Source organism: Thermoflavimicrobium dichotomicum, from assembly GCF_900114055.1.
GTDB classification, from domain to species: Bacteria; Bacillota; Bacilli; order Thermoactinomycetales; family Thermoactinomycetaceae; genus Thermoflavimicrobium; species Thermoflavimicrobium dichotomicum.
The window spans coordinates 226,121-250,802 of sequence record NZ_FORR01000002.1; the positions used below are offsets into that span (position 1 = coordinate 226,121).

General features: G+C 43.6%; 24 protein-coding genes and 1 pseudogene. 6 read left to right on the forward strand and 19 right to left on the reverse strand.

What is annotated here, in order from left to right; all coding sequences use genetic code 11:
* Window positions 1-7: 7 nt before the first annotated feature.
* From BMZ78_RS03500 to BMZ78_RS03545, 10 genes are all read right to left on the reverse strand, one after another.
* Window positions 8-310 carry an EthD family reductase gene (locus BMZ78_RS03500; protein WP_093228034.1) on the reverse strand — a complete coding sequence of 101 codons (303 nt, stop codon included), beginning with the start codon at window positions 308-310 and terminating at the stop codon, window positions 8-10.
* A gap of 49 nt (window positions 311-359) precedes the next feature.
* Window positions 360-1,679, reverse strand: coding sequence for a phenylacetate--CoA ligase family protein (locus BMZ78_RS03505; protein WP_245739717.1), 1,320 nt, complete (start codon window positions 1,677-1,679; stop codon window positions 360-362).
* 41 nt (window positions 1,680-1,720) lie between these two features.
* Window positions 1,721-2,188, reverse strand: coding sequence for a 1,2-phenylacetyl-CoA epoxidase subunit PaaD (paaD, locus tag BMZ78_RS03510; RefSeq protein ID WP_245739718.1), 468 nt, complete (start codon window positions 2,186-2,188; stop codon window positions 1,721-1,723).
* Between the two features lie 20 nt (window positions 2,189-2,208).
* Complete coding sequence (gene paaC, locus BMZ78_RS03515; RefSeq protein ID WP_093228037.1) at window positions 2,209-3,003, reverse strand: 1,2-phenylacetyl-CoA epoxidase subunit PaaC; 795 nt, start codon at window positions 3,001-3,003, stop codon at window positions 2,209-2,211.
* A 53-nt stretch (window positions 3,004-3,056) separates the two neighbouring features.
* Window positions 3,057-3,401, reverse strand: a complete 345-nt coding sequence (locus BMZ78_RS03520; protein WP_245739719.1) for a phenylacetic acid degradation protein — start codon at window positions 3,399-3,401, stop codon at window positions 3,057-3,059.
* Between the two features lie 12 nt (window positions 3,402-3,413).
* A complete protein-coding gene (gene paaA / locus BMZ78_RS03525; RefSeq protein ID WP_093228040.1) occupies window positions 3,414-4,343 on the reverse strand; it encodes a 1,2-phenylacetyl-CoA epoxidase subunit PaaA in 930 nt (309 codons plus the stop codon).
* Window positions 4,336-4,935, reverse strand: coding sequence for a TetR/AcrR family transcriptional regulator (locus tag BMZ78_RS03530; protein WP_093228042.1), 600 nt, complete (start codon window positions 4,933-4,935; stop codon window positions 4,336-4,338). The genes paaA and BMZ78_RS03530 overlap by 8 nt, the downstream gene beginning before the upstream one ends.
* A gap of 229 nt (window positions 4,936-5,164) precedes the next feature.
* Window positions 5,165-5,800: an FMN-dependent NADH-azoreductase gene (locus BMZ78_RS03535; protein WP_093228043.1), complete on the reverse strand. Its 636-nt coding sequence runs from the start codon at window positions 5,798-5,800 to the stop codon at window positions 5,165-5,167.
* A gap of 313 nt (window positions 5,801-6,113) precedes the next feature.
* A complete protein-coding gene (locus tag BMZ78_RS03540; RefSeq protein ID WP_175482264.1) occupies window positions 6,114-6,983 on the reverse strand; it encodes a DUF4097 family beta strand repeat-containing protein in 870 nt (289 codons plus the stop codon).
* A gap of 7 nt (window positions 6,984-6,990) precedes the next feature.
* A complete protein-coding gene (locus tag BMZ78_RS03545; protein WP_093228046.1) occupies window positions 6,991-7,944 on the reverse strand; it encodes a DMT family transporter in 954 nt (317 codons plus the stop codon).
* Window positions 7,945-8,025: 81 nt separating this feature from the next.
* On the opposite strand from BMZ78_RS03545, the gene BMZ78_RS03550 reads away from it, so the two are divergent.
* The 3 genes from BMZ78_RS03550 to BMZ78_RS03560 all read left to right on the forward strand — a co-directional run bounded on the left by BMZ78_RS03550 (window position 8,026) and on the right by BMZ78_RS03560 (window position 10,589).
* A complete protein-coding gene (locus tag BMZ78_RS03550; protein WP_093228048.1) occupies window positions 8,026-8,802 on the forward strand; it encodes a MerR family transcriptional regulator in 777 nt (258 codons plus the stop codon).
* Window positions 8,795-9,424 (forward strand): hypothetical protein, encoded by a 630-nt coding sequence (locus BMZ78_RS03555; RefSeq protein ID WP_093228049.1) that lies wholly within the window; start codon window positions 8,795-8,797, stop codon window positions 9,422-9,424. The genes BMZ78_RS03550 and BMZ78_RS03555 overlap by 8 nt, the downstream gene beginning before the upstream one ends.
* Before the next feature lie 289 nt (window positions 9,425-9,713).
* Window positions 9,714-10,589 carry a hypothetical protein gene (locus tag BMZ78_RS03560; protein ID WP_093228051.1) on the forward strand — a complete coding sequence of 292 codons (876 nt, stop codon included), beginning with the start codon at window positions 9,714-9,716 and terminating at the stop codon, window positions 10,587-10,589.
* A gap of 283 nt (window positions 10,590-10,872) precedes the next feature.
* On the opposite strand, the gene BMZ78_RS03565 is transcribed toward BMZ78_RS03560, so the two are convergent.
* A complete protein-coding gene (locus BMZ78_RS03565) occupies window positions 10,873-11,832 on the reverse strand; it encodes an MBL fold metallo-hydrolase (RefSeq protein ID WP_093228052.1) in 960 nt (319 codons plus the stop codon).
* A gap of 164 nt (window positions 11,833-11,996) precedes the next feature.
* On the opposite strand from BMZ78_RS03565, the gene rnz reads away from it, so the two are divergent.
* Entirely contained in the window at window positions 11,997-12,914 is a 918-nt protein-coding gene (rnz, locus tag BMZ78_RS03570) for a ribonuclease Z (protein ID WP_093228054.1), read from the forward strand.
* Between the two features lie 69 nt (window positions 12,915-12,983).
* On the opposite strand, the gene BMZ78_RS03575 is transcribed toward rnz, so the two are convergent.
* Window positions 12,984-14,162 (reverse strand): MFS transporter, encoded by a 1,179-nt coding sequence (locus tag BMZ78_RS03575; RefSeq protein WP_175482265.1) that lies wholly within the window; start codon window positions 14,160-14,162, stop codon window positions 12,984-12,986.
* 269 nt (window positions 14,163-14,431) lie between these two features.
* Here BMZ78_RS03575 and BMZ78_RS03580 point away from each other — a divergent pair, with 269 nt between their 5' ends.
* Window positions 14,432-14,650, forward strand: coding sequence for a YhzD family protein (locus BMZ78_RS03580; protein ID WP_093228057.1), 219 nt, complete (start codon window positions 14,432-14,434; stop codon window positions 14,648-14,650).
* Between the two features lie 60 nt (window positions 14,651-14,710).
* Here BMZ78_RS03580 and BMZ78_RS03585 read toward each other — a convergent pair whose 3' ends face one another.
* Complete coding sequence (locus BMZ78_RS03585; RefSeq protein ID WP_093228058.1) at window positions 14,711-16,639, reverse strand: heavy metal translocating P-type ATPase; 1,929 nt, start codon at window positions 16,637-16,639, stop codon at window positions 14,711-14,713.
* A 280-nt stretch (window positions 16,640-16,919) separates the two neighbouring features.
* Here BMZ78_RS03585 and BMZ78_RS19535 point away from each other — a divergent pair.
* A pseudogene (locus BMZ78_RS19535) lies at window positions 16,920-16,976 on the forward strand (CRISPR-associated DxTHG motif protein); the annotation flags it as partial.
* Window positions 16,977-17,065: 89 nt separating this feature from the next.
* Here the strand turns inward: BMZ78_RS19535 and BMZ78_RS19325 are convergent.
* The 6 genes from BMZ78_RS19325 to BMZ78_RS03610 form a co-directional block, all read right to left on the reverse strand.
* Window positions 17,066-17,197 (reverse strand): hypothetical protein, encoded by a 132-nt coding sequence (locus tag BMZ78_RS19325; RefSeq protein WP_281244531.1) that lies wholly within the window; start codon window positions 17,195-17,197, stop codon window positions 17,066-17,068.
* Window positions 17,197-18,489 (reverse strand): tetratricopeptide repeat protein, encoded by a 1,293-nt coding sequence (locus BMZ78_RS03590; RefSeq protein WP_175482266.1) that lies wholly within the window; start codon window positions 18,487-18,489, stop codon window positions 17,197-17,199. Before BMZ78_RS03590 ends, BMZ78_RS19325 begins: the two co-directional genes overlap by 1 nt.
* A 414-nt stretch (window positions 18,490-18,903) precedes the next feature.
* Entirely contained in the window at window positions 18,904-20,976 is a 2,073-nt protein-coding gene (locus BMZ78_RS03595; RefSeq protein ID WP_093228061.1) for a thioredoxin domain-containing protein, read from the reverse strand.
* Window positions 20,977-21,300: 324 nt separating this feature from the next.
* On the reverse strand, window positions 21,301-22,185 hold the full coding sequence (locus BMZ78_RS03600) for a nucleotidyl transferase AbiEii/AbiGii toxin family protein (RefSeq protein ID WP_093228063.1): 885 nt from the start codon (window positions 22,183-22,185) through the stop codon (window positions 21,301-21,303).
* A gap of 27 nt (window positions 22,186-22,212) precedes the next feature.
* Complete coding sequence (locus BMZ78_RS03605) at window positions 22,213-22,797, reverse strand: hypothetical protein (RefSeq protein WP_093228064.1); 585 nt, start codon at window positions 22,795-22,797, stop codon at window positions 22,213-22,215.
* A gap of 317 nt (window positions 22,798-23,114) precedes the next feature.
* Entirely contained in the window at window positions 23,115-24,584 is a 1,470-nt protein-coding gene (locus BMZ78_RS03610; protein ID WP_093228302.1) for a protein adenylyltransferase SelO, read from the reverse strand.
* Between the last annotated feature and the right edge of the window lie 98 nt (window positions 24,585-24,682).

Sequence of the window (24,682 nt, forward strand, 5' to 3'; positions counted from 1 at the left end):
TCACCATCTACACATCCTCACCAATGATCATGGTGATGAGATTACCGGCAAATTTCATGACATCTTTCGCCGCAGCTTTTCCTTCCGGACTCATCATTGCCTGATTTAACGTCTCTTTGTCTTTAAAATACATGACTGCCTGTAAATAGTAAGGGGATTCATCCCCCATGGGCGTTTTGGAAAAACGGGTGACTTCGAATTTTTCCAAACCGGGCATTTTCTTCGCCAACGGTACATGAACCTGAAAATAATGCTCATCAAAAGCATGCCGATCTTCTGGCTGTTTATACAAAGCAACCAATTTGACCATCGAACATCCCTCACTCTGTCTTTTTATCAAATGAAACAGATCACCAGACCTATCTTTTTCTCCGATCCACGATTCGTACCGCTTTCCCTTGACTACGTGGCAGCGTTTGCGGTGGAAGCAATTGCAGTTCGCACTTCAGGTTTAAAGTCGATTGCAGTTTTTCCAACAATTCTCCTCGCAACGTTTCCCTCTTCTCATCACCTCCCTGCAAGTCTCCTTCTACGGCACTTGCAAACTCTTGTGCCATTTCTACTTCAACGATCAATCTGTCAAGCGCTCCTTCTTTTTCTACAACCAACTGATAATGAGGAGCGAGCTCTGGCTGACTCAGCAAACAGGCTTCTACTTCAGACGGAAACATATTGACCCCTCGGATAATCAGCATATCGTCCATTCTTCCTTTCACTCGTGACATCCGTGCATGTGTCCGTCCACATCTGCAAGGATCACGATGGATCGAGGCCAGATCACCTGTCCGATAGCGGATGACGGGCATCGCTTCTTTCGTCAGGGTCGTAAAGACCAGCTCACCCAAGACTCCTTCAGGTACTGGCTCGAGCGTATCTGGGTCAATCACTTCCACCAGGAAATGATCTTCTGCGATATGCAGACCTTCTTTTGCTTGCCAGCATTCCACGGCTACTCCTGGGCCAATCACTTCAGACAAACCATAAATGTCTACCGCATGAATATCCCACATTTCTTCCAGCTCTCGTCTCAGTTCCTCCGTCCATGGCTCTGCCCCGAAAATCCCATATTCCAGTGAGCTGGTCCGCGGGTCTTTACCAGCCTGGATCATGGCTTCACCGAGACTCAGGATAAAAGAAGGAGTTCCCGCAATACCTCGGGGTTGAAGATCTTCGACAAGCATCGCCTGCCGCAAGCGATTCCCACCAGAAGCCGGGATGATTGTCAGTCCCAGGCGTTCGGCTCCATAATGCATGCCCAGTCCACCCGTAAACAGTCCATACCCATAAGCATTATGAAATCGATCACCGATGCGCCCACCTGCGGTGATAATGGCCCGGGCACATACCTCTGACCAATACTCCAGGTCGCGCTGTGTATAACCTACCAATGTGGGTTTTCCTTTCGTTCCCGATGATGCATGCAAACGAACCACTTCTTCCATCTCCGCCGCAAACAGACCAAAGGGGTAATGTTCACGCAGATCCGACTTTGTCGTAAAAGGAAGACGATCCAATTCCCCGATTCCTTTGAAACGATCGGGGTGAATCTTCAGCTGGTCAAACTTTTCCCGATAGAAAGGAACCGCATGATATACCCGCTCAATGACGTTTTTCAGGCGTTTATTCTGTAGTTGAATGAGTTCGTCTCTCCGCATCTTCTCAATCTCTGGCTGAAACAAAGTCTGTTCCCTCCTTGTAAGCTCCCATTTATCCATCTCGGTCAGATTCGCTTCATTCCTTCAAACGGCTGTTGACAGCGCTTACAATAGTAAATGGCCCGACATGCCGTTGGCCCAAACAAATTCTCTATTACTCCATCTTCTGCCTGGCAATAGGGACAAGCTGGAATCGGAAATATTCGTTCATCGTGTGACAAAGGAGGGGGAGCAATTCCAAAAGCCTTTAATTTTTCACGACCGGTTGGAGTGATTCGATCACTGGTCCAGGAAGGATCGGTAATAAAACGAACATGAACCTCCTTGACTCCCTCTTCCTCCAATAGTCGCTCTTCCACCTGTTTTCGGATGATTTCCAAGGCCGGACATCCCATAAATGTCGGCATCACTTCCACTTCCAAACACTGGCCGGTTTGCTTAATCTGGTATACCATCCCCATTTCAACAATGCTGACTGTTGGAATTTCCGGATCTTTCACATCAAGAAGGGCATCCCACCAACGCTGTTCCATCCTCTTCCCCCTTTCAACCATCACCATCGAGCAGTTGGATCGATCCGGTACACTTCCGACATCGTTTGCAGCAGTTGCTCCAATTCTGGACTATGCTCTCCTCTCCGCCCATCATACTGGACAGGTTCCCAGGAATCTGGCCAGGTTAATTGGGCTTCAGCAAAAGCTTGTTGCATCCGTTTGACCCAGCGCTGTTTCAATTCTTCAGCAGGTTTTGTGATAATGTTAAACTCAACCAGCTTTTGTTCGTATACCCCAAAGCCAAAAATCCCCCCAATATCTTTCCAAATCGCCTTTACAGCCAGTTCCAATCGTTTTTTTGCCTCTTTACCGGCTTGTCCCAGTCGTACAAAATAACTATGCATATGCAATAGATGATAATATTCTTCCCGGCGAATTTTAATGGCTCCTTTCGCCAGAGGTACATAACTGGATTCCGTTAACGCCTCCAATCGTAAATCATCCCACACATCATACATAAAATGCCGGGCAATGGAGTAAGCCCAATCTCCATTCTCCCTTTCCAGCAACACGGCATTTTTACGTTCAGACAAGTCCCGGGCAAAAGCCAGCCGGTCTGGATCTTTCTCCCCCAGTTCATGCAACAGCTCAAAATAGAACACGGCATGTCCCACTTCATCTTGTGCCACTGAACTGAAAGCTACATCCCCTTCGATATCCGGACTGAGTCCCAACCATTCTGAATCCCGATGTCCCAAAGTCAGTTCATCATCAGCCAGTTGATAAAGCAAATCACGCAAAGCCAATAAATAGGCTTCATTCTTCTGCGCTTGTTCCGCACTTTCCATCCTCATGACCTTCACACCTTTTTCTTTTCGCCCGAGCCGTTTTGGGCTTGTGTTTTTGTCTATGTTTCTTCAATATGAGACACAATTTCTTCCATTGTAAGCGTTTTCTCTTTGAACAAACGCCAGAGACGACCGTTTTCGGTATAACCCCCTACTTCACGATATTTCCGATCCATCTCTCGTGCAAAAAAATCGGATGAATAAGGGGTTGTATAAATATACTCACGCGGAACGATCCACAAATTGACAGCCGAATCACGTCGCAAGAAATTTTCGCGAGCCAATTGCATAGCCAAATCCGGGGATGGAGCCATTAGACTGCCGACATGTACATGATGATCGGCATGGCTTTTTTGTACGAACACTTCGTAGACACCATATTCCACTTTGCCATCCGCTGACATCATTCTCTCTCCTTAAACAGCTGTTTTCGTCAACATGGCTTCACGTACCCAACGACCGCCTTCATGCGCTTGACGTCTCAATTCAATACGCTCACGGGACTTGGGGCCGTTATTTTTCTTCACGATTTCGCCAAATTTTTCCCAATCCGGCATCGTATAGATCCATCGTTTTAGCTCTTTATCATAGTGTAATTGGGGATCTGGTATTGTAAGACCAATTGAAAGGATCCTGGGAACATATTTATCCAGGAATTTTTGCCGCAATTCTTCATTCGTGAGGGTGCGAATCCGGTAGTATAACATCCGTTCTGCGGCAGGGGTAACTTCTGGGGGTCCGAAAAAGAAGAGGAGGGATTCCCACCAATAATCGAGTGATTCTTGCAACATCCGTTTTTGTTCAGGGGTTCCCATCGCCAATGCCAAAATAATGTTTTCACCATGTTGCATATGGAAACTTTCTTCTGCACAAATCCTTTTCAATACACGAGCATATGGGCCATAAGAAGTGGATAACAGAGACGCCTGGTTGATAATGGCTGCACCATCTACCAACCACCCAATCACCCCGGCATCTGCCCACGTTCTTGCTTCCATATGAAAGACATTATGAAATTTCACTCGATGATGATAAATATCTTCTATCAAATCTTCCCGATTTTTCCCGAGCGGCTTCGCCAAATCTTCGACGACCCGAAGCAACAACTGACCATGCCCCATCTCATCCTGTACCTTCGCCATAATCGCCAATTTGCGGCGTAAGCTTGGTGCTTTTGGCACCCACTCTTTTTCAGGATAAGCACCCATAATTTCACTCACCGCATGCATATGAATCAGCTTGATCAGCAGTTGGCGATATTCATCAGGCATCCAGTCTGTCGCCTCTATTTTTTCGCCACGTCGAATCCGCTCCATAAACAACTCGAGGCGCTCTTGTTCAGTCATCCGCTACCGAACCCTCCTTTTTTCCCATCAGTCCGGTCAATATCAAATTCATAAAACGATCAGCAATTTCATCAGATGCCAATGGCCCATCGGGTTTATACCAATGATAGAGCCAGTTTCCAGTGGATAAAATCAGCAATCGTGCAAACTTCTCGTCGAGTGCAGGAAATTCACCAGATCGAATTCCCTCGTGCAAAATTTCCTCCCACATCTGTTCATACTCATCTCTTTTTTGCTGAATCTGCTGCAAACGTTCACCTGTAAGGGCTTTCCATTCATGAAAGAAAACCGTAGCTGCCTCAATATTCTCAGCCACAACCCGAATATGGGCACGTAAAGCTTGTCTTAACTTTTCCGAAGCAGGGCCCTTGCTTTGAACCACTTGCCGTAAGGAATCCAGGAACGATCGAGCTCCACGAACCGTGATTTCATAAAGAAGATCTTCTTTTGAATTGATATGTGCATATAGGCTGCCCGCTAAAATACCACAGGCATCCGAAATATCGCGAATCGTCGTACCATGGTATCCCTTTTGGCTAAACAGTTTACAAGCTATATTTAAAATCTCTTCTTTTCGTTTCACTCTTGCCATTTTTTACACCTTTCCCACAAAAACAAGCGCTTGTTTGTTTTTATAATAAATAAAAGTATGAATATTTGTCAATAAAAAATGTGATCTGTTTCATGGAAATGAATAAGGGTTCCTTTTAGCTGCCCAATTGGAAAAGGAACCCTTCGTTTGTCCACATCTTCAAATAACAAGGAGCACAATCCCAAGTCATTCATCAGACTGATAAATTATTTATACTGCTACCACTACTCTAAAACCTTTTGGCTACTTCACGTGCATGTTCGATGGCTTTTGCTTTAATACTCTCCGCCTCCTGGGGCATTTGATTCATTCCTTCGACAATGACCGACTCCACATTCGTTACGCCTAGAAAATTTAATACAGCCCGTATGTAACGATCACCAAATTCAGAATCTCTGGCAGGCCCTTCTGAATAAACTCCACCACGTGCCTGGATGTGAACTGCCTTTTTAGTAGGCAACAGTCCCACTGGGCCTTGTTCTGTATATTTGAATGTTTTCCCAGCAATACAAATGGTATCAATATAAGCTTTCATTTTGGGAGGAATGCTAAAGTTCCACATAGGAGTGACAAACACATACTTGTCTGCAGCAACAAATTGTTCTGTTAATTCATTAATACGGCTTACTTTTGCTTTCTCATCTGCACTCAGTTCTTCAAAAGCAGACCCTTGCTGAAGTTTTCCCCATCCACTGAATACGTCCAGATCAATATAGGGAATATCAATTTTGTACAAGTCCAGTTCGATGACTTCATCCTGTGGATGTACTTGCCGATAAGCATTCAAAAATTCTTCTGCCACTGACAAACTGTAAGATTGATGGACTGGTTTAGGGTTGGCCGTGATATATAGCACTGTTGCCATTTCAGTATCGTTCCTTTCCATTAAGAAAATACCTTTTCATAAACCAAGGATATTTTTTGTCTTCGCACCCGTTTATATTCAACAGATCCTGCCTCCTGGCCACGTCTCCCACAACCAATCCAAACTTTTCTCTATGTTGATTCTATCGTGAACATTTCGATATGTTTTCCCGCACTTCGAGATGGGTTCCTTCATCCGTGATGATTTCTATACCATCACAGTCACTATTGACAAACCACGGTTTTTCCTTTCCATTTGAACGACTTTTGCCCACTCTAAAACAACGGGACTTCCGCTCAATCCTGCAGACCATTTATTTTTTCACCAAAGAGATCATGCCAGTAGATGTTTGGACAGACAAGCTCGCTGATGCGTTCGGATTCTTGCCAATCCAACCTTTCGCTCCTGCATTTGCATGGATATCAAAATCGGTGTCAATTTTCCCCAAATCTGTGGATAGCTCTACTCTTGCTTCGGTATTGGCAGGCAAACCAACTTCAACTTTTCCTGTTTCTACTTGAATGCGGTTTTCCTGTTTCAATCCATCCAGTACATCCACATCGACCATCCCTGTACGCGCTTTGACATCAAAAGTTCCATCGATTTGTTCCAACTCTACCTTTCCTGTCTCTGTCCGACATTGAATTTTGTTTCCTTTCCAGTGTTCAACTTCAATGGCTCCTGTTTTCGATTCGAGTTCCATTTGGTTCACCTGCACTTTTTCGATCTGAATCAGACCTGCATCCGTGTCTGCTCGAACGTGTTCGAGGGTCTCATCTGGAATGTAGACACGCAAAATGGGTCCCCCATTCTCTTTCACGGCTCCCAAGATCCTGTTTGATTCTCCATCAATTTGCAGCTGCAATTTTCCTTGTTGTAAATGTGTTCGCAGTTGAAGACTTTTCTCTTGATCATCGAGCAGTTCCGCCTGTACTTTATTTCCTTGTGCTTTTCGTATCTGGATCTGAGTTGTTTTCGTTTGGATCACCATTTCTTTCACCTCTTCTGCAACAAACTCTTTTTGATCCACTTTCTCCCGATTGGCATCCGAGGTGGTAGTGCAACCCGTAAAAATCGCCATGAACATACAAATGCACATACTGAAACACAACCGTTTCATTCGATCCTCATCCCCTTTTTTTACCATAACAATATACCCATATTTTCCCTTTTTCCTGTTCATGACGACCTCATTTGATCGTAACTTCGCTTTTATGTGAAACATAACTGTGTGAAATCATACCGAACATCACAATAAACATGCCAAACCAAGATAAAATGGAAGGAAATGGAGAAGCTAGCAAAATCAATTCTCCAGCTACTGTGAAAAGCACCTCCATTGATTGTGTTGCTTCGACGGCAGCCAGCTTTTGCATGTTTCCTCTTACCAAATCAGTTGCACGGAAGAAGAGGACCGTCGCAATGACCCCAGAACCAATAGCGACCAAAACAGATTGTATCGTTTGTTCTTTACTCGGTACGCCTACAGTAAATAAACCATACAACGAAAGCAACAACCAAAATGGCAAACTGGCTAATGTCATACCCAGCACACGTTGATAAGCATCTAAACGACCGACGCATATGTCCATCATTTTACGATTTCCAAGCGGATAAGCGAATGACGCAATAATGACAGGTATGATCCCTAACCATAGATCTTTTAAAGAAAGATGATTTGCCTGCTCCACTTGCATGAGGACGATTCCAAGAAGAATAATGAGTGAGATAGCCAGCCCCTTAACCGGTAATTTCCTCCTCACTTTTAAAGGACCATTTGCTGTCTCAATCGTCTGTGAAAAAAACGGAACAAGTAAAGAACCGGAAATAATAGTAATCTGCCATGTTCCGGCAATCAGCCATCCTGGTGCATATGCAGCCGCAAAACATAGGGGTGCGTAAAACAGTCCAAATCCTACAAAGCTCCATAAAAACCATGTTCCTGGTTGCTCTCTCATCATCTGCAATAGAGGGCGTAAATTCTTTCTGGCCATAACAATGAACAAAAGGAATGGAACCATGAAGATATACCTGAGCGAAGCACTCCATATCCAACTTCCACCAGACAATTCCATTGCACGATTGAGAATAAACGTAAAAGCAAAAAAGAAAGCAGCACAAATGCCTAAAAAAATAGGGCGCAATCAACTCACCTCAATCTGTTTGTTTAACCTCTCGTTTTTTTCTCATTTACTCTTGAATCTTACGTAACGTGAGGTTCTACAATGATGAAAGAAACAAAAACTTTTGAGGTGATACGAATGTACACCATTGGACAATTCGCTCATAAAGCCAATGTAACCATTCGCACACTACACTACTACGAGGAAATCGGCTTACTCATCCCATCTGCCACGACCGAAGGAAAGCATCGACTCTATTCAAATGAAGATTTCATTCGTTTACAACAAATTGTGACACTAAAAGAGCTGGGATTTTCACTGAAACAAATCAAACAAATATTGGAAGGGGCAGATTGGGAACAGTTACTGAAGACCCAATTGAAACTGATCAGACAAGAAATGGAGCGCCTGCAAAAAATAGAACAGGGCTTGGAAAGCATTCTTCATGTTTATCAAGCGGAAGGGCGCGTGAATTGGCATGTTTTATTGAAATTATTCCAATACTCCAAACAGGATCCGCAGGCACGCCATCAATTTATCCAGGAAAATTTAAACCCCATCGAACAGAAAGCTTTTCGCAAATTACCCAAATTGGAGGGAGAAGATATGGAAACATTGGAGTGGATGGCATTGCTCAAAGAAGTCATTGCACATCAGGATTTGGATCCTGCTTCACCTGAAGCCCAGAAAGTAATCAAAAAACTGTGGGATAAAATGGCTGAATGGTTTGATGGAGATCTGGAAATGATGGAGGCTCACTGGCGACTACAAAAAAATCATGCCGATGAACTCCGACTATACCCGTTTGAACCCCAAACCATCGAATTTATTGAAAAAGGCACAGACATCTTACTGCGGGAGCTGAACCGAGATGCTTGAATTTCTATCATCCTATCGTTACATTTTTTTAGTTGGTGCAGAAGTAGTATTTTGGGGAGCGCTTACTTCCTTTCTCATCTTGCGCTATGTATTTCGTTTGGAGAAAGTCAGTTTTATTGCCATTCCCATTATTCTAATCAATGAATGTTTTATCGCTTTTCTGGGTTATATAGACTATCAGGTAACAGGGAAATTTTCTGCTTTCCAAGTCATTACATTGATTATTATCCTGTATAGCTTGACGTACGGAAAAAAAGACCTCAAACGGCTGGATCACTTCGTTAAACGACAAGTTGCCAAATGGCGTGGCGAAGCGGTTCCATCCAAATTGCCTGTGGAAAAATTATATGGCTGGACACATACCAAACAGGAGTTAAAAGATTGGTTTATTCATTTGTTCATCTATCTCACTGTTCACTCTGTTTTTATATTTACCATTGGTTTTCATGACGATATCGCTCAATTTCTGGATCATCCATCCTTTTCCATCCAGAGTGGGCAAATTCATTTATTCAAAAACGAAACCATTACACGGATCAGTTTTGTCTGGACGATTGTCTTTTTGACTGATACACTGATCACTCTTTCCTACATTATTTTTCCGAAACGCAAAAAAGATTGATTTTATTTATAAATCTATCAATCTACTGGAAATCAGTGCTGAAAAATTACATCTTGTTGACAAAATTTCCGTTATGCCGGTTTTGACAACAGTTTAAAATTTACTCTTTCATCCAAAGACTCTCCATTTTTACCATCACAAAGGGGAGTTTTTTTGTTTTGGAAAAAAACCCGGTTCATTGATAGATTCTTCGCAAATAAAAGCTGACCTATGTTAAAATAAAATAAATACACTATTTTTTCAATATTACCTATTTCTATTATACAGCTTTATCGAGGAGTAGATTCAAATGACTCGATCCTCTTTTTCAGCAAATAATCATCTGACATGGATCCAACTCTTGCAAAGCCATCCACTTCCAAATTCCTTACTTCGAAAAAAATTTTTGGCAAAACCAAAAGTCACTAATTATTACACCTTTATAAAAACGGATTGTTACTACAGTAAACACGAACTCCTTCGTCAGATCCGGACCTTAAACAAGGCAAGACAAACCATACGTAAAGGTATTTCCACACTACCATTGGGATACAATATTCACCTTGAGCACCATGCCGTGAAACGCTGGAACGAAAGAGTTTGCACACCTGTTTTACCTGAGCAGTTACAAGTTCTTTTGCAACAAATCTACTACATGGGCCGGATTAAAATATCAAGAGACGGTTGGGGATTTATTGATCAGGATATTTTATTTGGTTATCGATGGAAAAAAAACACACTCATCATTCAAACATTTCTTGGTCGAACCTCTCTCGTCCCTCACCTGGCTAACTATCCATCCTTGATTCGCTTCAACCAACAACAAAAAGATCGCATCAACCTCCGCATTCCTACACATATCCTTCATAAACAAAAACCCCCGCTTATTCCCAGAGAAATTCTTTGTTTTCAAGGGAATTTCCACAATTATACCATGGAAGAATATGTTTATCGTGGTAAAAGGCAGCTAGAAAGTTTCTTATACTATGTTTCCATCGAGCCCAAAGAAAAATCCGGCAAATCCCAAACATACAGAATTATCGATATCAATGATCCGTTTATCCCGATGCTCACACGTAAAATCCTGTATATCCTTTATCAAAAAGGGCACCATGACTTCATTTCCAAACACGTTATTTTCAATAAACCTGAGAAAGTGGCTCGGCTTTTAAACGACTCGCCCTAAAAAAGGCCAGTATCCCAGTTGTGGGTACTGGCCACAGCTTGTTGACAAAAGTATCCTTTCTATGCCGGTTTACCTTTTCCGTTTCACTCCCGCTCTATAAAAACGAGCAAGAAGTCGTTCAATCGGAAAAGGAAAACCGGGTTTATAGAGCGACCTCAAAGCCAGTATCCCAATTGTGGATACTGGCCAGCTTGTTGGCAAAGTTTTCGTCATTTGCTGGTTTGTCACCATTCCCGCCAGTATCAAAAAGATAGAAACGGATTCCAAACAGAATGAAAATTTTTTAGGTGTATATGGGTTGTTTTTTCTCCTGTTTCTGGTACACAAACGCTTGCCCATGCCTGGTCAATGCAATGCGATCCGCCTGATCCCCTGCTGCCTTATATAACCGTTCAAGCGGCTCATGAACAGGTTCATAAGATAAAACGAACGTATCCCAATGAATCGGTATAAACCATTTGGCCTCCATTTCCTGAAACATCTTCCAGGCCTGCTCTGGCGTACAGTGTGCCCATTGAAAGGAATCCGGTGTATATGCACCGATCGGCATAATCGCAATATCAATTTCCCCTTCTTCTTTTAGCTTGCGAAAACGAGGGGTATAAGCGGTATCTCCAGGGAAAAAGATCCGGACACCATTTCGTTCGATCAAATAGCCTGTGTATCCATACTTTACGTTCCACGGATAGCGATTTCCCCAATGTCGTACAGGAACCCCTTTAATTTTGACCTGATGATCGACTTCCATGCTCTCTTCATCTGCCATCTCCATCACCTGTCCATATGGCATTTTCCTGAGCAAACGTGCTGTTCCTTTTGGTGTAATCACTTTCGTTTCCGGTCTGGCCAACTTTCGAAGAGTTGGAATATCAAAATGATCCATATGTGCATGCGAAAGCAAAATCAAGTCAACCTTCCCGATTTCCTCAATGGAAATGGCGGGAGCCGTATGTCTTTTGGTTCCCAGAATCCATCGTTCTCCCCGGCCCAGTCGAATGCCTACTCGCTTTCCAAACACAGGATCTGTTAAAATAATGTAACCGTACAAATTGATTAAAACAGTCGAATGCCCGACCCACCCAATCGTTACTTCGTCATCTCGCCATTCTTTGGGAGACAAACGGGTTTCTGGTTCCTTAAAGGGAGGGCTTGGTTTTTTTATGATCCAAAAAAGATAGTAAGCCAGACTCAACAGCAACAGAATTAGTAACACGATCAAAGTAATAGTAACAGCTGTATGCATTTCAATCCCCTATCTAAATATAGAATCCATTCCTTTTTTTCGAACAAATGGATTTCTACAAATACTTGATCATTTATATTATACCAATCTTATTTATCTACATACTTCATGATCAAGATTTTACAGTATCTTTCATCTTCCCAGGAAAGGTGTGTCACAAACCCATGAATTTTTACTTTTTGGGGACAGGGGCTGGCATTCCATCCAAAACGCGTAACGTTTCAGCTGCTGCTCTTCTCTTGCCTGAATATCATGGAGACATTTGGCTATTTGACTGCGGGGAAGCCACTCAGCATCAAATTCTTTCCACCCCCATCAAATTAAGCAAAATCAGCCGTATTTTCATCACTCATCTCCATGGTGACCATCTGTACGGATTGCCCGGTGTACTCGGTAGCCGTTCATTTCAAGGGGCAGAAAGTCCACTCACAGTATATGGCCCCAAAGGGATCCGAAGATTTATTGATGTCACACTGGAAACAAGCCATACCTATTTAAAGTATCCACTGCATGTTGTAGAAATTGATGATGGAATGACATGGGAAGAACCGCACTTTTCCATCTTTGTCCGCTTGCTGGAACACGGAATTCCTTCTTATGGTTACCGACTCATGGAAAAAGACCAGCCAGGTTCGCTGCAAGTGGAACGGTTAAAATCCCTGGGTATTCCACCCGGCCCACACTATAAAGAACTGAAACAGGGAAAAGTCATTACTTTTCCCAATGGACAAACCCTGGATGGCAAAGAATTTGTCTCTCCCCCCAAAAAAGGAAAGAAGATGGCGGTTCTCGGAGATACGAAGTTTACTCCAGTTGCAATCGAACTGGCCAAAGATGTGGATCTGTTGGTTCATGAATCCACTTACCGGAAAGGTCTGGAAGACCGAGCGGAGACCTATTTCCACTCGACCAATGTCCAGGCAGCGGAAATCGCTCGTACTGCACAGGCAAAAAATCTGATTCTCACCCATATCAGCACACGATTTGATGAAGAAGCATGTAAAGCTTTGCTAGCTGAAGCACAGGAAATTTTCCCCAACACCTGGCTTGCTTATGATGGTTTTCAATTTACATTGACATGAGCCGTTCCTTTTCACTCCACCTGAAAAGGAACCCCCATGCCAAAACTCCAGACTGGCTCTACATTCTCATCAGATCGCCGTACTGATCTGTTTTTCTTCTTTTCTGGGCGGTTGATAGGCCAAAGCAAGGCAGACGAATCCACCTAAAACGACAGCAATAAAATGAAACAAGGAGCCTCCCCCCAGATATTGAATGAAAAATCCGCCCATATAAGGCCCGATCATACTTCCTACACTAAAATGAACCGATGCGATGGCATTGGCTTTTGGCAAATAATGAGGAGGCAGCAAATCAGTCAAATAAGAAAGGCCCAGTGTAAACAGAGAGCCTACAAAGCCACCTGTAACCGCCAGAATCATGAACAGAAGATACACATGATTTCCTACCAGGGGGACCATCAACATCCCCATACTTCCGATCGTACAGGCGACAACCAGTATTTTCTTTCTGCCCAGGCGATCACTTAACGTTCCAAGCGGAACCTGTAAAATCAGTGAACCATAGACAAAGGCAGTGATGAGGATCGAAACCCATTCCTTTGAAATCCCTTCCCGCAAACCGTAAATCGGAAAATTGACAGCCATCACCGTTTCCAGCAGCCCATATATCAAGGCAGGACATAATGCGACCAATCCCAAACGATAAATACGCACAATCGGCACCGATAAGAGTTTCTCCTGGTGTTTCTCTGTTTGGGCCTGAAGATCCAGTTTATATACCAATAAAATCGCAATAACCATGACTCCAACCAATGCAAGAAAGGGTGTCATTTCTCCAAACCTAAGCAGATGAATCCCCTGTGGCCCTATTCCATAGCCAACTCCATACATCAGTCCATACAGGGAAATCCGCTTTCCCCGCTCAGTCTCTGGTGCAGCTATTGTGATCCATAGCTGCGTTCCATAATGAAGGAGACTGTCTCCGATTCCCACAAAAAAACGGAGTACACTCCAGGACCAAAGTCCGGGCATGAGGGGGATGAGGAAAATAGCGCATGTCGTAACAACCAATCCCCAAAAAATGCTTCGCTGATATCCCAAACGTTGCAGTATGGGAGCACAGAAAGGAGCAATAACTATGATACCGATATATAAAGCCGCGGCACTCAAACCATTGATGATGGAAGGAACCCCCTGTTCCTCCAGCATGGTGCTTAGAAGCGGATTTAATAGTCCCTGGGTCATTCCAGCTACTGCGATGACAAGCAATAAGATCCGATACTTATAAATGGACCATGATTGTTGCATAATTTCAGCTCCTTTCACTCCTGCGACCCTATTCATTATAAAAGATGCACTGGAGGAAATGCTAAAGATATTTATTCTTTTACATAAGTGAAACACGAATTAAAAAAATATATAATGAAATTAAAAATGAATGTATATGAAGATTATTGGCAAACCGGACACATAACGGTTACTTTGTCAACAAGCTGTGAGTATATTTCCATCTCATTTCCATTCAATTACAAAAAATCATATCTATAAATAAACCAAATACGTGTGGGGGATGAAAAATGTATCATATGACAGTTTATGATGAGGATGGAAAAGTATTGTTTAATGACGCTCTCTCTGCCACTTCCGATGAAGAAGCCAAAAAAGCGGGCTATGCCTGGCTAGCTGAGCATGGCCACGAAAACAAACCACATCGGATCTTCCATACGACTGGACGTCTTGTTTCCTTTAAACCTCATCAATTCGATTTGAAAACGGGAAAAGCAACCAAATCCTGAACAAAAAAAGCCTTTCCTTCGCACGAAGAGAAAGGCTTTCCATTTTTATTTCATCATGGATCACCGCAACAGCCTTAACCCATTTAAAATGACCAATAACGTGCTCCCCTCATGTCCAATTACACCGAAGGGCAATGTCATCACTTGCAAGAAGTTTGCCAAAATCAGCAGACAAATGACTGTTAAAGCCAATGCCATATTCTGTTTCACAATACGCTGAACCCGTTTACCCAGACGAAGTACCTGTGGAATCCGATCCAAATCATCATTCATTAATACCAGGTCTGCTGTTTCCAAAGCCACATCACTACCTGCTCCCCCCATGGCAACTCCGATACTGGCGGTAGCCAGCGCTGGAGCATCATTCACTCCATCCCCAACCATGACCACTTTCCCAAATCGTTCACGCAAGTCTTTGACAATGGATACCTTATCTTCCGGTAAACAATCGCTATAGACCAAATCAATGCCGACTTCTTTCGCAATCGCTTCCGCTGTGACTTGTTGATCACCTGTTAACATCGCTACCTTCAGACCCATTTGTTTCAATTGTTGCACGATGGCTTTCGCCTCTGGACGCACCGTGTCCTGTAGCGCAATCAATCCAACCACCTTCCCGGTTTTCTCTACAAGCACAACGGTTTTTCCTTCTTGCTCCATCTTTTCTACGACTTGACTAATTTCCCCATCCATATTTCCAAACATTTTTGGTTTTCCGATTCGCCATATTTCGCCCTGATACTTCGCTTTTACACCCCAACCCGTGATTGCTTGCAACTCAGACGGACGGCTCCATTTCTCTTTCGTTTTTTGGGCAAATCGAACGATCGCCTGTGCAATCGGATGTTCAGATAATGACTCAATCGAACCAACCGCTGCCAACAATTCATCCCGGGCCATTTCCTGAAAGACAAGGAAATCTGTCACTTTCGGTTTTCCTTGGGTCAGGGTTCCCGTTTTGTCAAAAGCCACCACTCTGGCATCCGATAACATCTCTAACTGATAGCCACTTTTAAATAAAATCCCTTTTCGTGCACCGTTTGAAATCGCAGATAAGACGGCAGGCATAATGGAAGCCACCAATGCACATGGAGAAGCTACTACCAGGAATACCATCGCCCGATATACGGTCTCAGACCAATTCCAGCCCAACAGATAATGAGGAAGCACAAGCAACAGGGCCGTTATACCGAGAACCGCTTTGGCATACACTTTCTCCAATCTTTCGATGCGTGTTTGTGTAACCGGTACTTCGTTTCGTGCCTGTTCAATATGGCGAATGATCTTGGCAAAAACACTCTCTTCTCCTGCCCGTGTCACTTTGACAACCAATGAACCAGATCCATTGATGGTTCCGGCAAACACTTCGTCATTCGGCTCTTTTTCAGCCGGTAACGGTTCACCTGTAATCATGGATTGATCCACAGATGAAAATCCTTCCTGTACAATACCATCTGCGGCGATCCGCTCTCCCGGGCGAACAATCATCAGATCGTCCTTCTTCAACTCTTCAATGCGCACTTCACGTTCCTGTCCATGTTCATCCAGAATGCGAGCTGTTTCTGGTTTCATTTTGATCAGGTTGGACAGGTCACGCTCACTTTTGGCCACCGTATAACTCTCCAGTGCCCCACTCACCGCAAAAATAAAGATCAACATGGACCCTTCCAACCAGTAACCAATCATCGCCGCTCCGATGGCGGCAAAAATCATCAGTAAGTTCACATCCAACTCTTTTTCATGAACAAGCGTTTGAATTCCCTCTTTGGCTTTGGCAAATCCCCCGATCACATAAGCCAGTAAAAAGAGCACAGTGGATAAATAGGAGGACGGGTTTCCCCAGAGATACGCGAGCAGCACGAGGATCCCCGAACTCATGGCTGCGATCATTTCTCCATGCTGTGTACATTTCTCTATAAAAACAGATCGTCTTGCTTTCCTGGTCTCTAAAGGTTGGATTTTCTTTTCCAGTGGATATAAAGCATTCATGGTACTCCACCTTTCCTTAGTGAAAATCATTCTTAATTCATGAAAAACGACGCATGCGGCTCTGAACCGAGCCGCACTCCGATGAGAATGATTATTATTATTCTTTATTTATTATAAGTATTATTTTATAATTATTATAATGTAATAACTTGTCCATTGTAAAGGGCTTTGCCCTGGAAAAAACAAAATCAGGCGCCCAAATATGCCTGATTCTTTGGATGCTTTATTCTTGTTTTACTCAAAAAAAAGCACCGACTCCAGCCGATGCCCAACTTGTTGACATAGTTTCCGTTATATGCCGGTTTTCCTTTTCCTGACCATGCAGAATATCCATTGAGTTTAATCCATAAAAAAGCCAAGCCTTAAGAGATATTCCTTAAGGCTTGGCCTTATATCCGTAACCCAATCACTAGCATGTTCCCGACATTATGGTCCAACTGGCTCTGTATTTTGAATAGGAGGACTTGTTTCCAGGCTTGTTGCAGCTGAAACGGTAGTAAAGATCCCAAACGCAAAGACTACCAAACAGCTTAGGTAAACAGCACACTTCTTTAACATCAGTTTAATTCCTCCTCCGTATCAAATAATCTGTCTAAATAATAGTAATATTTTTCTTGACTCTTGTCCTTGCAATACTTGGACAAACGCAGTAAAATACGTTGTTGCTGCCTGATGGAGCCATATTGTTGCAATAACTGTAGAGCTTTCTCCAGACAATGGATCGCTTCATCATGTTGTCCTGTATGATACTTGAGAGTTCCTTTCATTTCTAATACTTTGGCTACTTTGAATCCATTATATCTATTCCCGATTTTCAGTGCTTCATTCAGGTTTTCTTCAGCTAACTGCCATTCTTTTTGATAAGAATAAAGTTCTCCTAAATCAGCATAAGTATCGATCAATAAATCTTTGGACGTCACTTTGTCTCGCAATTCCAAAGCGGTTAAATAGCAAAACTCAGCCTCATCAAGTTCTCCCATTTCAAAATAGATTTTACCCAGTGATGTCCAAAGGTCAAAAGCCCGGCTATGTTCTTTGTTCCGACGAGCCATTTCGATGCCTTCTTTGGCGTATCGGATGGCCTGATGATACAGTTTCGCTTTCTTTAGAATCAGTGCAAACAGCTCGTACATATTCAACTTGATCTGGATCGTTTCGATTTTATGCTTGTGTTCCCACAACTCCTGTAACAAGCCAAATGCTTCACTATTCCGATCCAATTTTTCCAGATAGATAATTTTATTTAATAGAAGCATATATTTTTCTTCTTTATACGTTTCATCGTTCAATTCCTCAATAATATTGAGTCCCAGATCGGTATAGTCGATCGCCTGATACAGGTTACTCTGGTTGTATTCAATCATTCCCAGATAACAATAGGCCATGGCTCCAATCGATTGGTTATGGTTTTCGACAATCGAAATGGCTTCATAAAAGTATTTTTTGGCTTTCTCATAATTTTGCTTGATAAAGTAAGCCTTTCCTTTTAAATACTTCACTTCTGGTAAATACTTTGGATGGTTGGAAATATCCAGACTTCTCAGTTTTGCCAAAGCGATCGAAGGACCCGCATGATCCAACAGGCTTTTGATCATAAACAACTTTGTCTTTATTTCCTCTTCTTTGGTTTCTTGGTCCACTTGTACATCTACCAGCTCTTGCAGATCGGATATCCCCAATTTGCTTAGATAACAGTCAAACATCTCTTGTGAAACACTTGGGATTCCACGTTCAATTTTACTGATCGTTGCTGCCGAGATGGATTCATCTGCGAGGTCCTCCAAACGCAAACCCAGACTTTTCCGCCTCCTTCTGAGCAACTGACCGATTTCGCTATGCTCCAATTTCAAATTGCGCATCCCCTTCCATAACAGTAACCCAAAGATTCTTATTATACAAATGAATAAAATTATTTATTTGTATGGATTCAAGAATAATTATATCAAAATAGCACTTAATATTTATTTATTTTAGTTAAATAATATTTTTCTATTTAATTGAAAGTAAAACTTTATGAATTCGACATTTTATTCAGAAACTACCATATGTAAAAGCCCTTGGAAATGACCAAGGGCTCAGCTTGTTGACAAAGTTCTCGTTATATGCCGGTTTTCCTCTTCCGTTTCACTCCCGCTCTATCAAAACGGGCAAAAGTTGCTCAACTGAATGAGAAAAACGGATCTGTCCAGACACTACCCATTTTCGTTTTACTCTAGTCTAACATGCATGATCCAGACTCATGACTTTGTCTTCCGATCTGCCACTCACTCTATTTTCCCCAATCTCTTCCGCAACTCATCCAGATCTGAAATCGGCGCTTGGCAACTGTAATTCTCACAAATGTATACCGTTGCATCATCCAAAGCCGCTTCTTTTCCATCCACCAATGGAAGCCACAGTTTCATGGTGTTTGCTCCCAAACGACGTGGATATAAAGCAACCACAGCTTCCGGGAGATAGGTTTGCTGTACTTCTTTGATCATCTCTTTGGTTTTGACATGTGTCGGGTCACCTGCGATGACAATTTCCTTTGTCGGTCCGATCGCAAACTGCATGGCGATTAAAAAGAAAGAATAAGCCGTTGGAGCATTCGCTACCGTTTTGGCAAAAGCTTTCAGCTGTTTATCAGCCTCTTTCAGCAGACGTTCATCCGATGTAAGCTTCGCCAATCGAATCAGGTTATAGGCTGCCACTGAATTGCCAGAGGGCAACGCTCCATCATACAATTCTTTCGAGCGAAGGATGAGCTCCTCTCCATCTTTTCCTGAGAAGAAGAAACCACCTTGATCAGGATCGCCAAACAAGTCCATCATCTGATTGGTGAGCTCGATGGCCTGTTCCAGGAACTCCGTCTGGAAAGTGGCTTCATACAGCTCCATCAATCCCCAAACGAGGAACGCATAATCATCCAGGTAAGCCAGGTACTTGGCTTCCCCATCCCGATAACGCGCCAGCAGTCGCCCATCTTCCCGACGCAAATGCTTCATGATAAAGCGATAGGCACGTTCTGCCGCTTCAGCATACTCCATATCGTTCAGAACCCGTGCTCCCCGAGCCAGTGCCGCGATCATGAGCCCATTCCAGGAGGTAAGCACTTTATCATCTTTGTGTGGATGAACCCGTTTTTCCCGGTGATGAAACAGTTTTTCCCTTGCCTGTTCCAGTTTCTTTTCCAGGTCTTCCAGGGAGAGCTGGTAATGCTCCGCGATCTCCTCCAACTCCACTTCGATCTGGTTCAGGATACTTGTCCCATGCTCAAAATTCCCCTGTTCAGTGACATCATAGCAGTGGCAGAACAGCTCCCCTTCTTCTTCACCCAGGACTTCCTTAATCTCTTGAGGTGTCCACACATAAAACTTTCCTTCTACCCCTTCAGAATCCGCATCTTCAGCGGAATAAAATCCGCCTTCTGGTGAGGTCATATCCCGCAAGACATAGGTAAAAATCTCCCGGGCTACCTGGGCATACTGCTCTTCCTGCGTCACCTGGAAAGCTTCCAAATAGGCAAGCGCCAGCAAGGCGTTATCATAAAGCATCTTTTCAAAATGGGGGACAAGCCATTTGCGATCCACCGAATAACGGGCGAATCCATACCCCAAATGGTCAAAAATGCCACCCCGCCGCATCGCTTCCAGTGTTTCTGTTACCATGTGGAGTGCTTCTTCTTCCTGATGCTGTTTGTAGTAACGCAATAGAAACAGCAAATCGTGCGGGCGCGGAAACTTCGGAGCACCTCCAAAGCCGCCATAACGATCATCAAATTGCTCTGAAAACTCCTCAAACGCCTGATCAAAAAGATGGGGATCCAAATCACCATGCTCCACATTTTCCACATAGCCCTGGATCGTTTCCAGCACCTTTTCACTGACCTGATCCGCCTGAGAACGATTGTGGGTCCAGGCATCCGCGATTTTCGTCAGAATATCGATCAGACCAGGTTGTCCATACCGGGCATGCTTCGGAAAATAAGTTCCCGCAAAAAACGGTTTTTTATCAGGGGTCATAATCACCGTCAGCGGCCAGCCACCATGTCCCGTCATCACCTGGCAAACCAGCATATACAGATGATCGACATCCGGCCGTTCTTCTCTATCTACTTTTACAGGAACAAAGTATTTATTTAACAAAGAAGCTACTTCTTCATCTTCGAAACTTTCTTTCTCCATTACATGACACCAATGGCAAGTAGAATACCCAATAGAAAGAAAAATGGGTTTATCTTCTTTTTTTGCTTTATCAAATGCCTCTTCGCTCCATGGATACCAATCAACAGGATTATAGGCATGTTGCAGAAGATAAGGCGACTTTTCATGAATCAAACGATTCGGCTTTTTCATCGATACCACCTACTTTTCCGATTCGGTTGGTTTATCTTACCATATTAAAAAGCGAGGCTCAACTCGCCTCGCCTTTCATCACGATTTCTCTTTCCTTTGCGCACAGGAACTCACAGCACTTCGGATGTCATCTCCATAGCCAACACGCCATTAAAAGAGGGGAAGGCCTGATTGGTAAATCGTAGCTGGGTGACGAATGAGACACAATCGAACAACCATCGCGGATGGCCATGCACTATTTATTGCTTTTAAAATATGTTACCGCATGCTGGAAAAATAAATTAATCTCCTCCATATGGCGAGGATGCTAATCATTGATCCCGGCTACAATTTTTTGTATGTGGGGCTTGGCAAATGATCATAGGCACTCTCATTCATACCCACACGGTCCATGATTTTACGCAAATCAGTCACAAACTTCATAAAATACTCTTCATGATTGTTGCTATCAGCATATTTTACTAGGAAATAATCATTGGATAATGAATGATACAAGCCAGTTAAATCATCCACCAAGATCTTTTTTATATCTTCTTTTGTAATCGATGGATCCATGCTGCATTCATTGACGAGAGTTTGCAATGTTTCTTTAAGTGCCTGGTGATCATAGGATGAATGAGATAATAAATATTTTAAATCATAAAGATCTTTAAACCTTGGTCTCACAATGGTTTGATGCAGTTTCCAAGCAACCTGGATGGAGAGGGGCACGGAGTACGGAACAATGAAACTGTCACCAAAAACGGGGCGGTACTCCAATGGAACGGGTTCGATTTCCATTTCCAAGTTAAACGAAACATCCAGATAAAGCTCCCGATATTTCCCTGGTTCATCAGTGAAATAATATTCAAGATCCGTATTTATCGTTGGAAAATCGTCTGCCATCGCATAGTCTATATATCTCCAAAACGCATTCTCTCGAAAACTTCTAAACTTGATTCCATCGTCCAGATCCATTTCTGTCACTTGAATCATCCAGTTGGTAAATGTTTCACGCGCATGTTCAACATCTTTGATTTTCCCCAAGTACAAAAAGTCGATATCATCGACATACCGAATATCGGGGTTATCCAAATATTGTCTCGTCAATAGGCTGCCTTTTAAAACAAATGGCATATTCACAAGAGATATTCTCCTCAAAAGCGCCTCTAAAACCACGAGTTCTCTTACTTCATAATTCATATTCTTTATATCTTCTCGCTTAATCATGATGATTGTCTCCCATTTCTAAATATTTTATGAAATCCATCCGCTATCCAATTCTTCTCTGCTGTCATAGATGCATAATTCATATTGTTCTTTCAAAACCACGATCTTATTTGCTTGCAAAACGGAATGGATCTTTTGTACTCTCTCATAGAACTTTTCCTTGCTTTTATATTCTCTTACTGTAATAAATCTTACTTTCCCATTGGGATTCAACGAGTTCCTTGAAAGATGTCCGCCTAGCCCCTCGCATAAATTCTTTACCATGGCCATATCATCAACTTCTACTTTGCCATGCCATTCAAAATAAGGTTTAAAATGCTTCGTTATTGGCTGATGGAAATACTTTTCATGCTTCGGAGGAGTCTCTACTTTTTTTCTCATGATTGTAAATCCGTTTTCTTTAAACTTGGCTACAATCTTTTCGATTTCTTTATTTGCTTCATGAAAATCCGCACTTTTAATAACTCCTGTAAACATGGGTTGATGGATGTGATTTCCTTTATCCAAGACGATCATAAGCGGTTTCACCTGTTCCGATTTGCAAAGCTCTACAAAAGCTTCCTTGTCAGCAAGCGTTAAATCGTTGACTGTAATGTGATATTCAAATTCCATGATCTCACCCCTATTTCTTTCATTTCGATGGAACTTGTTGCATAAAACTTACTAAATGTTCGTGGATTCTTTCATTTTAACATTTTTTGTGATATCGAAACCATTTTTCAGGTGTTATTCCATTATCATTCTTCACTGTGGAGTGAGGTGAACATGGACTTTGAGGTTCAAGCGGATCAAATCATCATCAAAAACGGAAAGGTGAAGATCCGGAGGCTGTATGACTCCCACTTAACGAATCATGCTATCCTTCATCGTCAAGCAAAAAAAGACCGCCCCCCAAAAACCCCGGGGAAGGCGGTTTTCCTTTTTTTCCATCACGTTCCGCAAAAGGTGCGGTATGGGCGGGTTGATTCCGAAGGTTTGGCGTATTCAGCCTGATCGGGGGTATGCGCATAGGGTCTGGAGAGGACATCAAGAAAACGCTCCATGACGCTGGTATCCCCATTTATTGCGGCTTCCAGCACTTCTTCCACCCGGTGGTTCCGGGGAATGATCGCCGGGTTGCTGTTTCGCATCAGCTGGTGCGAGTCTTCTTTGGATTCCACCTGCCGGCCCAGTCTCGCCTGCCAACGCTTATGCCATTCGGCAAATTTCGGGCTCCCGAACAAGCAGGTATCCTCTGTCCGATCAAAAGTCAATGCGAGGAACGTATTGGTATAGTCCGCGCGATGCTTATGCATGATTTGGAGAAGGTCTTCAATCAGGGATTGATCCTCTATTTCTTCATTGAATAACCCCAGTTTTGCTCGCATTCCCGCGAGCCATTCTCGGCGATACAATTGGATGAAACCGGAAACCTCCTCTTGGGCCAGTTCGACTGCTCGCTCTGGATTTTCATCAAACAACGGCAACAAGGCTTCGGCAAATCGAGCGAGATTCCACCCAGCAATCGGCGGCTGGTTGCCATAAGCGTAGCGCCCTTGGGTGTCGATGGAACTGAATACCGTAGCCGGGTCATACGTATCCATGAAGGCGCAAGGGCCGTAGTCAATGGTTTCCCCGCTGATGGTCATGTTGTCGGTGTTCATCACACCGTGGACAAAGCCAACCAATTGCCATTTGGCGACCAGCACCGCCTGACGCTTGATCACCTCCTGAAGAAGGAACAGATAGCGGTGTTCCACTTCGTCAAAGCCGGGGAAATGCCGCTCTAAGGCATAATCGGCCAAGGTACGGAGATCGTTCACGGTTCCCCAGTTCGCTGCGTATTGGAACGTGCCGACACGCAGATGGCTGGCAGCCACTCGGGTCAGAATGGCGCCAGGCAAGAGCGTTTCGCGGATGATCGGCTCACCGGTCGTCACCACGGCCAAGCTGCGGGTAGTGGGAATGCCAAGCGCATGCATGGCTTCGCTGATAATGTATTCGCGCAACATCGGTCCAAGCGCCGCCCGGCCATCACCCCCGCGGGAGTAAGGAGTCCTGCCTGAACCCTTGAGTTGAATATCCATCCGCTCTCCTTGGGGCGTGATCTGCTCGCCCAGCAGCAGGGCCCGACCGTCCCCCAATTTGGTGAAATGGCCAAATTGATGCCCCGCATAAGCTTGGGCGAGCGGCAAAGCGCCATCGAGTATCCGGTTGCCCGCCAGCGCCGCAATACCTTTATCGCTTTGCAATGCCTCGACGTTCAATCCCAGAGATGTCGCCAACCGTTCATTGAGGATGACCAACTTCGGTTCGCGCACCGGGGTTGGGTCAACCTCGGAAAAAAATATTTCCGGCAAGCGGGCGTAGCTGTTGTCAAAGTTCCATCCAGCCTCTATGATTTCTATTCTCTTTGTCATCGTATCCCCTTTTCTTCGCTGTTCTTTTGTTATGATCAATCGTTTATTTCCCCATCAACAGAAGGAGTCCATTTTTATTGTCTTCTTTTGCCAATGGT

Bases quoted from the DNA above. Each gene is read 5' to 3' on its own strand.
- BMZ78_RS03540 (WP_175482264.1), bottom strand. From the start codon at position 6,983: ATGAACAGGAAAAAGGGAAAATATGGGTATATTGTTATGGTAAAAAAA.
- BMZ78_RS03530 (WP_093228042.1), bottom strand. From the start codon at position 4,935: ATGGCAAGAGTGAAACGAAAAGAAGAGATTTTAAATATAGCTTGTAAA.
- BMZ78_RS03550 (WP_093228048.1), top strand. From the start codon at position 8,026: ATGATGAAAGAAACAAAAACTTTTGAGGTGATACGAATGTACACCATT.
- BMZ78_RS03555 (WP_093228049.1), top strand. From the start codon at position 8,795: ATGCTTGAATTTCTATCATCCTATCGTTACATTTTTTTAGTTGGTGCA.
- BMZ78_RS03580 (WP_093228057.1), top strand. From the start codon at position 14,432: ATGTATCATATGACAGTTTATGATGAGGATGGAAAAGTATTGTTTAAT.
- BMZ78_RS19325 (WP_281244531.1), bottom strand. From the start codon at position 17,197: ATGTTAAAGAAGTGTGCTGTTTACCTAAGCTGTTTGGTAGTCTTTGCG.
- BMZ78_RS03535 (WP_093228043.1), bottom strand. From the start codon at position 5,800: ATGGCAACAGTGCTATATATCACGGCCAACCCTAAACCAGTCCATCAA.
- BMZ78_RS03605 (WP_093228064.1), bottom strand. From the start codon at position 22,797: ATGGAATTTGAATATCACATTACAGTCAACGATTTAACGCTTGCTGAC.
- BMZ78_RS03520 (WP_245739719.1), bottom strand. From the start codon at position 3,401: ATGTCAGCGGATGGCAAAGTGGAATATGGTGTCTACGAAGTGTTCGTA.
- rnz (WP_093228054.1), top strand. From the start codon at position 11,997: ATGAATTTTTACTTTTTGGGGACAGGGGCTGGCATTCCATCCAAAACG.
- BMZ78_RS03565 (WP_093228052.1), bottom strand. From the start codon at position 11,832: ATGCATACAGCTGTTACTATTACTTTGATCGTGTTACTAATTCTGTTG.
- BMZ78_RS03575 (WP_175482265.1), bottom strand. From the start codon at position 14,162: ATGCAACAATCATGGTCCATTTATAAGTATCGGATCTTATTGCTTGTC.
- paaA (WP_093228040.1), bottom strand. From the start codon at position 4,343: ATGACTGAACAAGAGCGCCTCGAGTTGTTTATGGAGCGGATTCGACGT.
- BMZ78_RS03610 (WP_093228302.1), bottom strand. From the start codon at position 24,584: ATGACAAAGAGAATAGAAATCATAGAGGCTGGATGGAACTTTGACAAC.
- BMZ78_RS03600 (WP_093228063.1), bottom strand. From the start codon at position 22,185: ATGATTAAGCGAGAAGATATAAAGAATATGAATTATGAAGTAAGAGAA.
- BMZ78_RS03560 (WP_093228051.1), top strand. From the start codon at position 9,714: ATGACTCGATCCTCTTTTTCAGCAAATAATCATCTGACATGGATCCAA.
- BMZ78_RS03500 (WP_093228034.1), bottom strand. From the start codon at position 310: ATGGTCAAATTGGTTGCTTTGTATAAACAGCCAGAAGATCGGCATGCT.
- BMZ78_RS03585 (WP_093228058.1), bottom strand. From the start codon at position 16,639: ATGAATGCTTTATATCCACTGGAAAAGAAAATCCAACCTTTAGAGACC.
- paaD (WP_245739718.1), bottom strand. From the start codon at position 2,188: ATGGAACAGCGTTGGTGGGATGCCCTTCTTGATGTGAAAGATCCGGAA.
- paaC (WP_093228037.1), bottom strand. From the start codon at position 3,003: ATGAGGATGGAAAGTGCGGAACAAGCGCAGAAGAATGAAGCCTATTTA.
- BMZ78_RS03595 (WP_093228061.1), bottom strand. From the start codon at position 20,976: ATGAAAAAGCCGAATCGTTTGATTCATGAAAAGTCGCCTTATCTTCTG.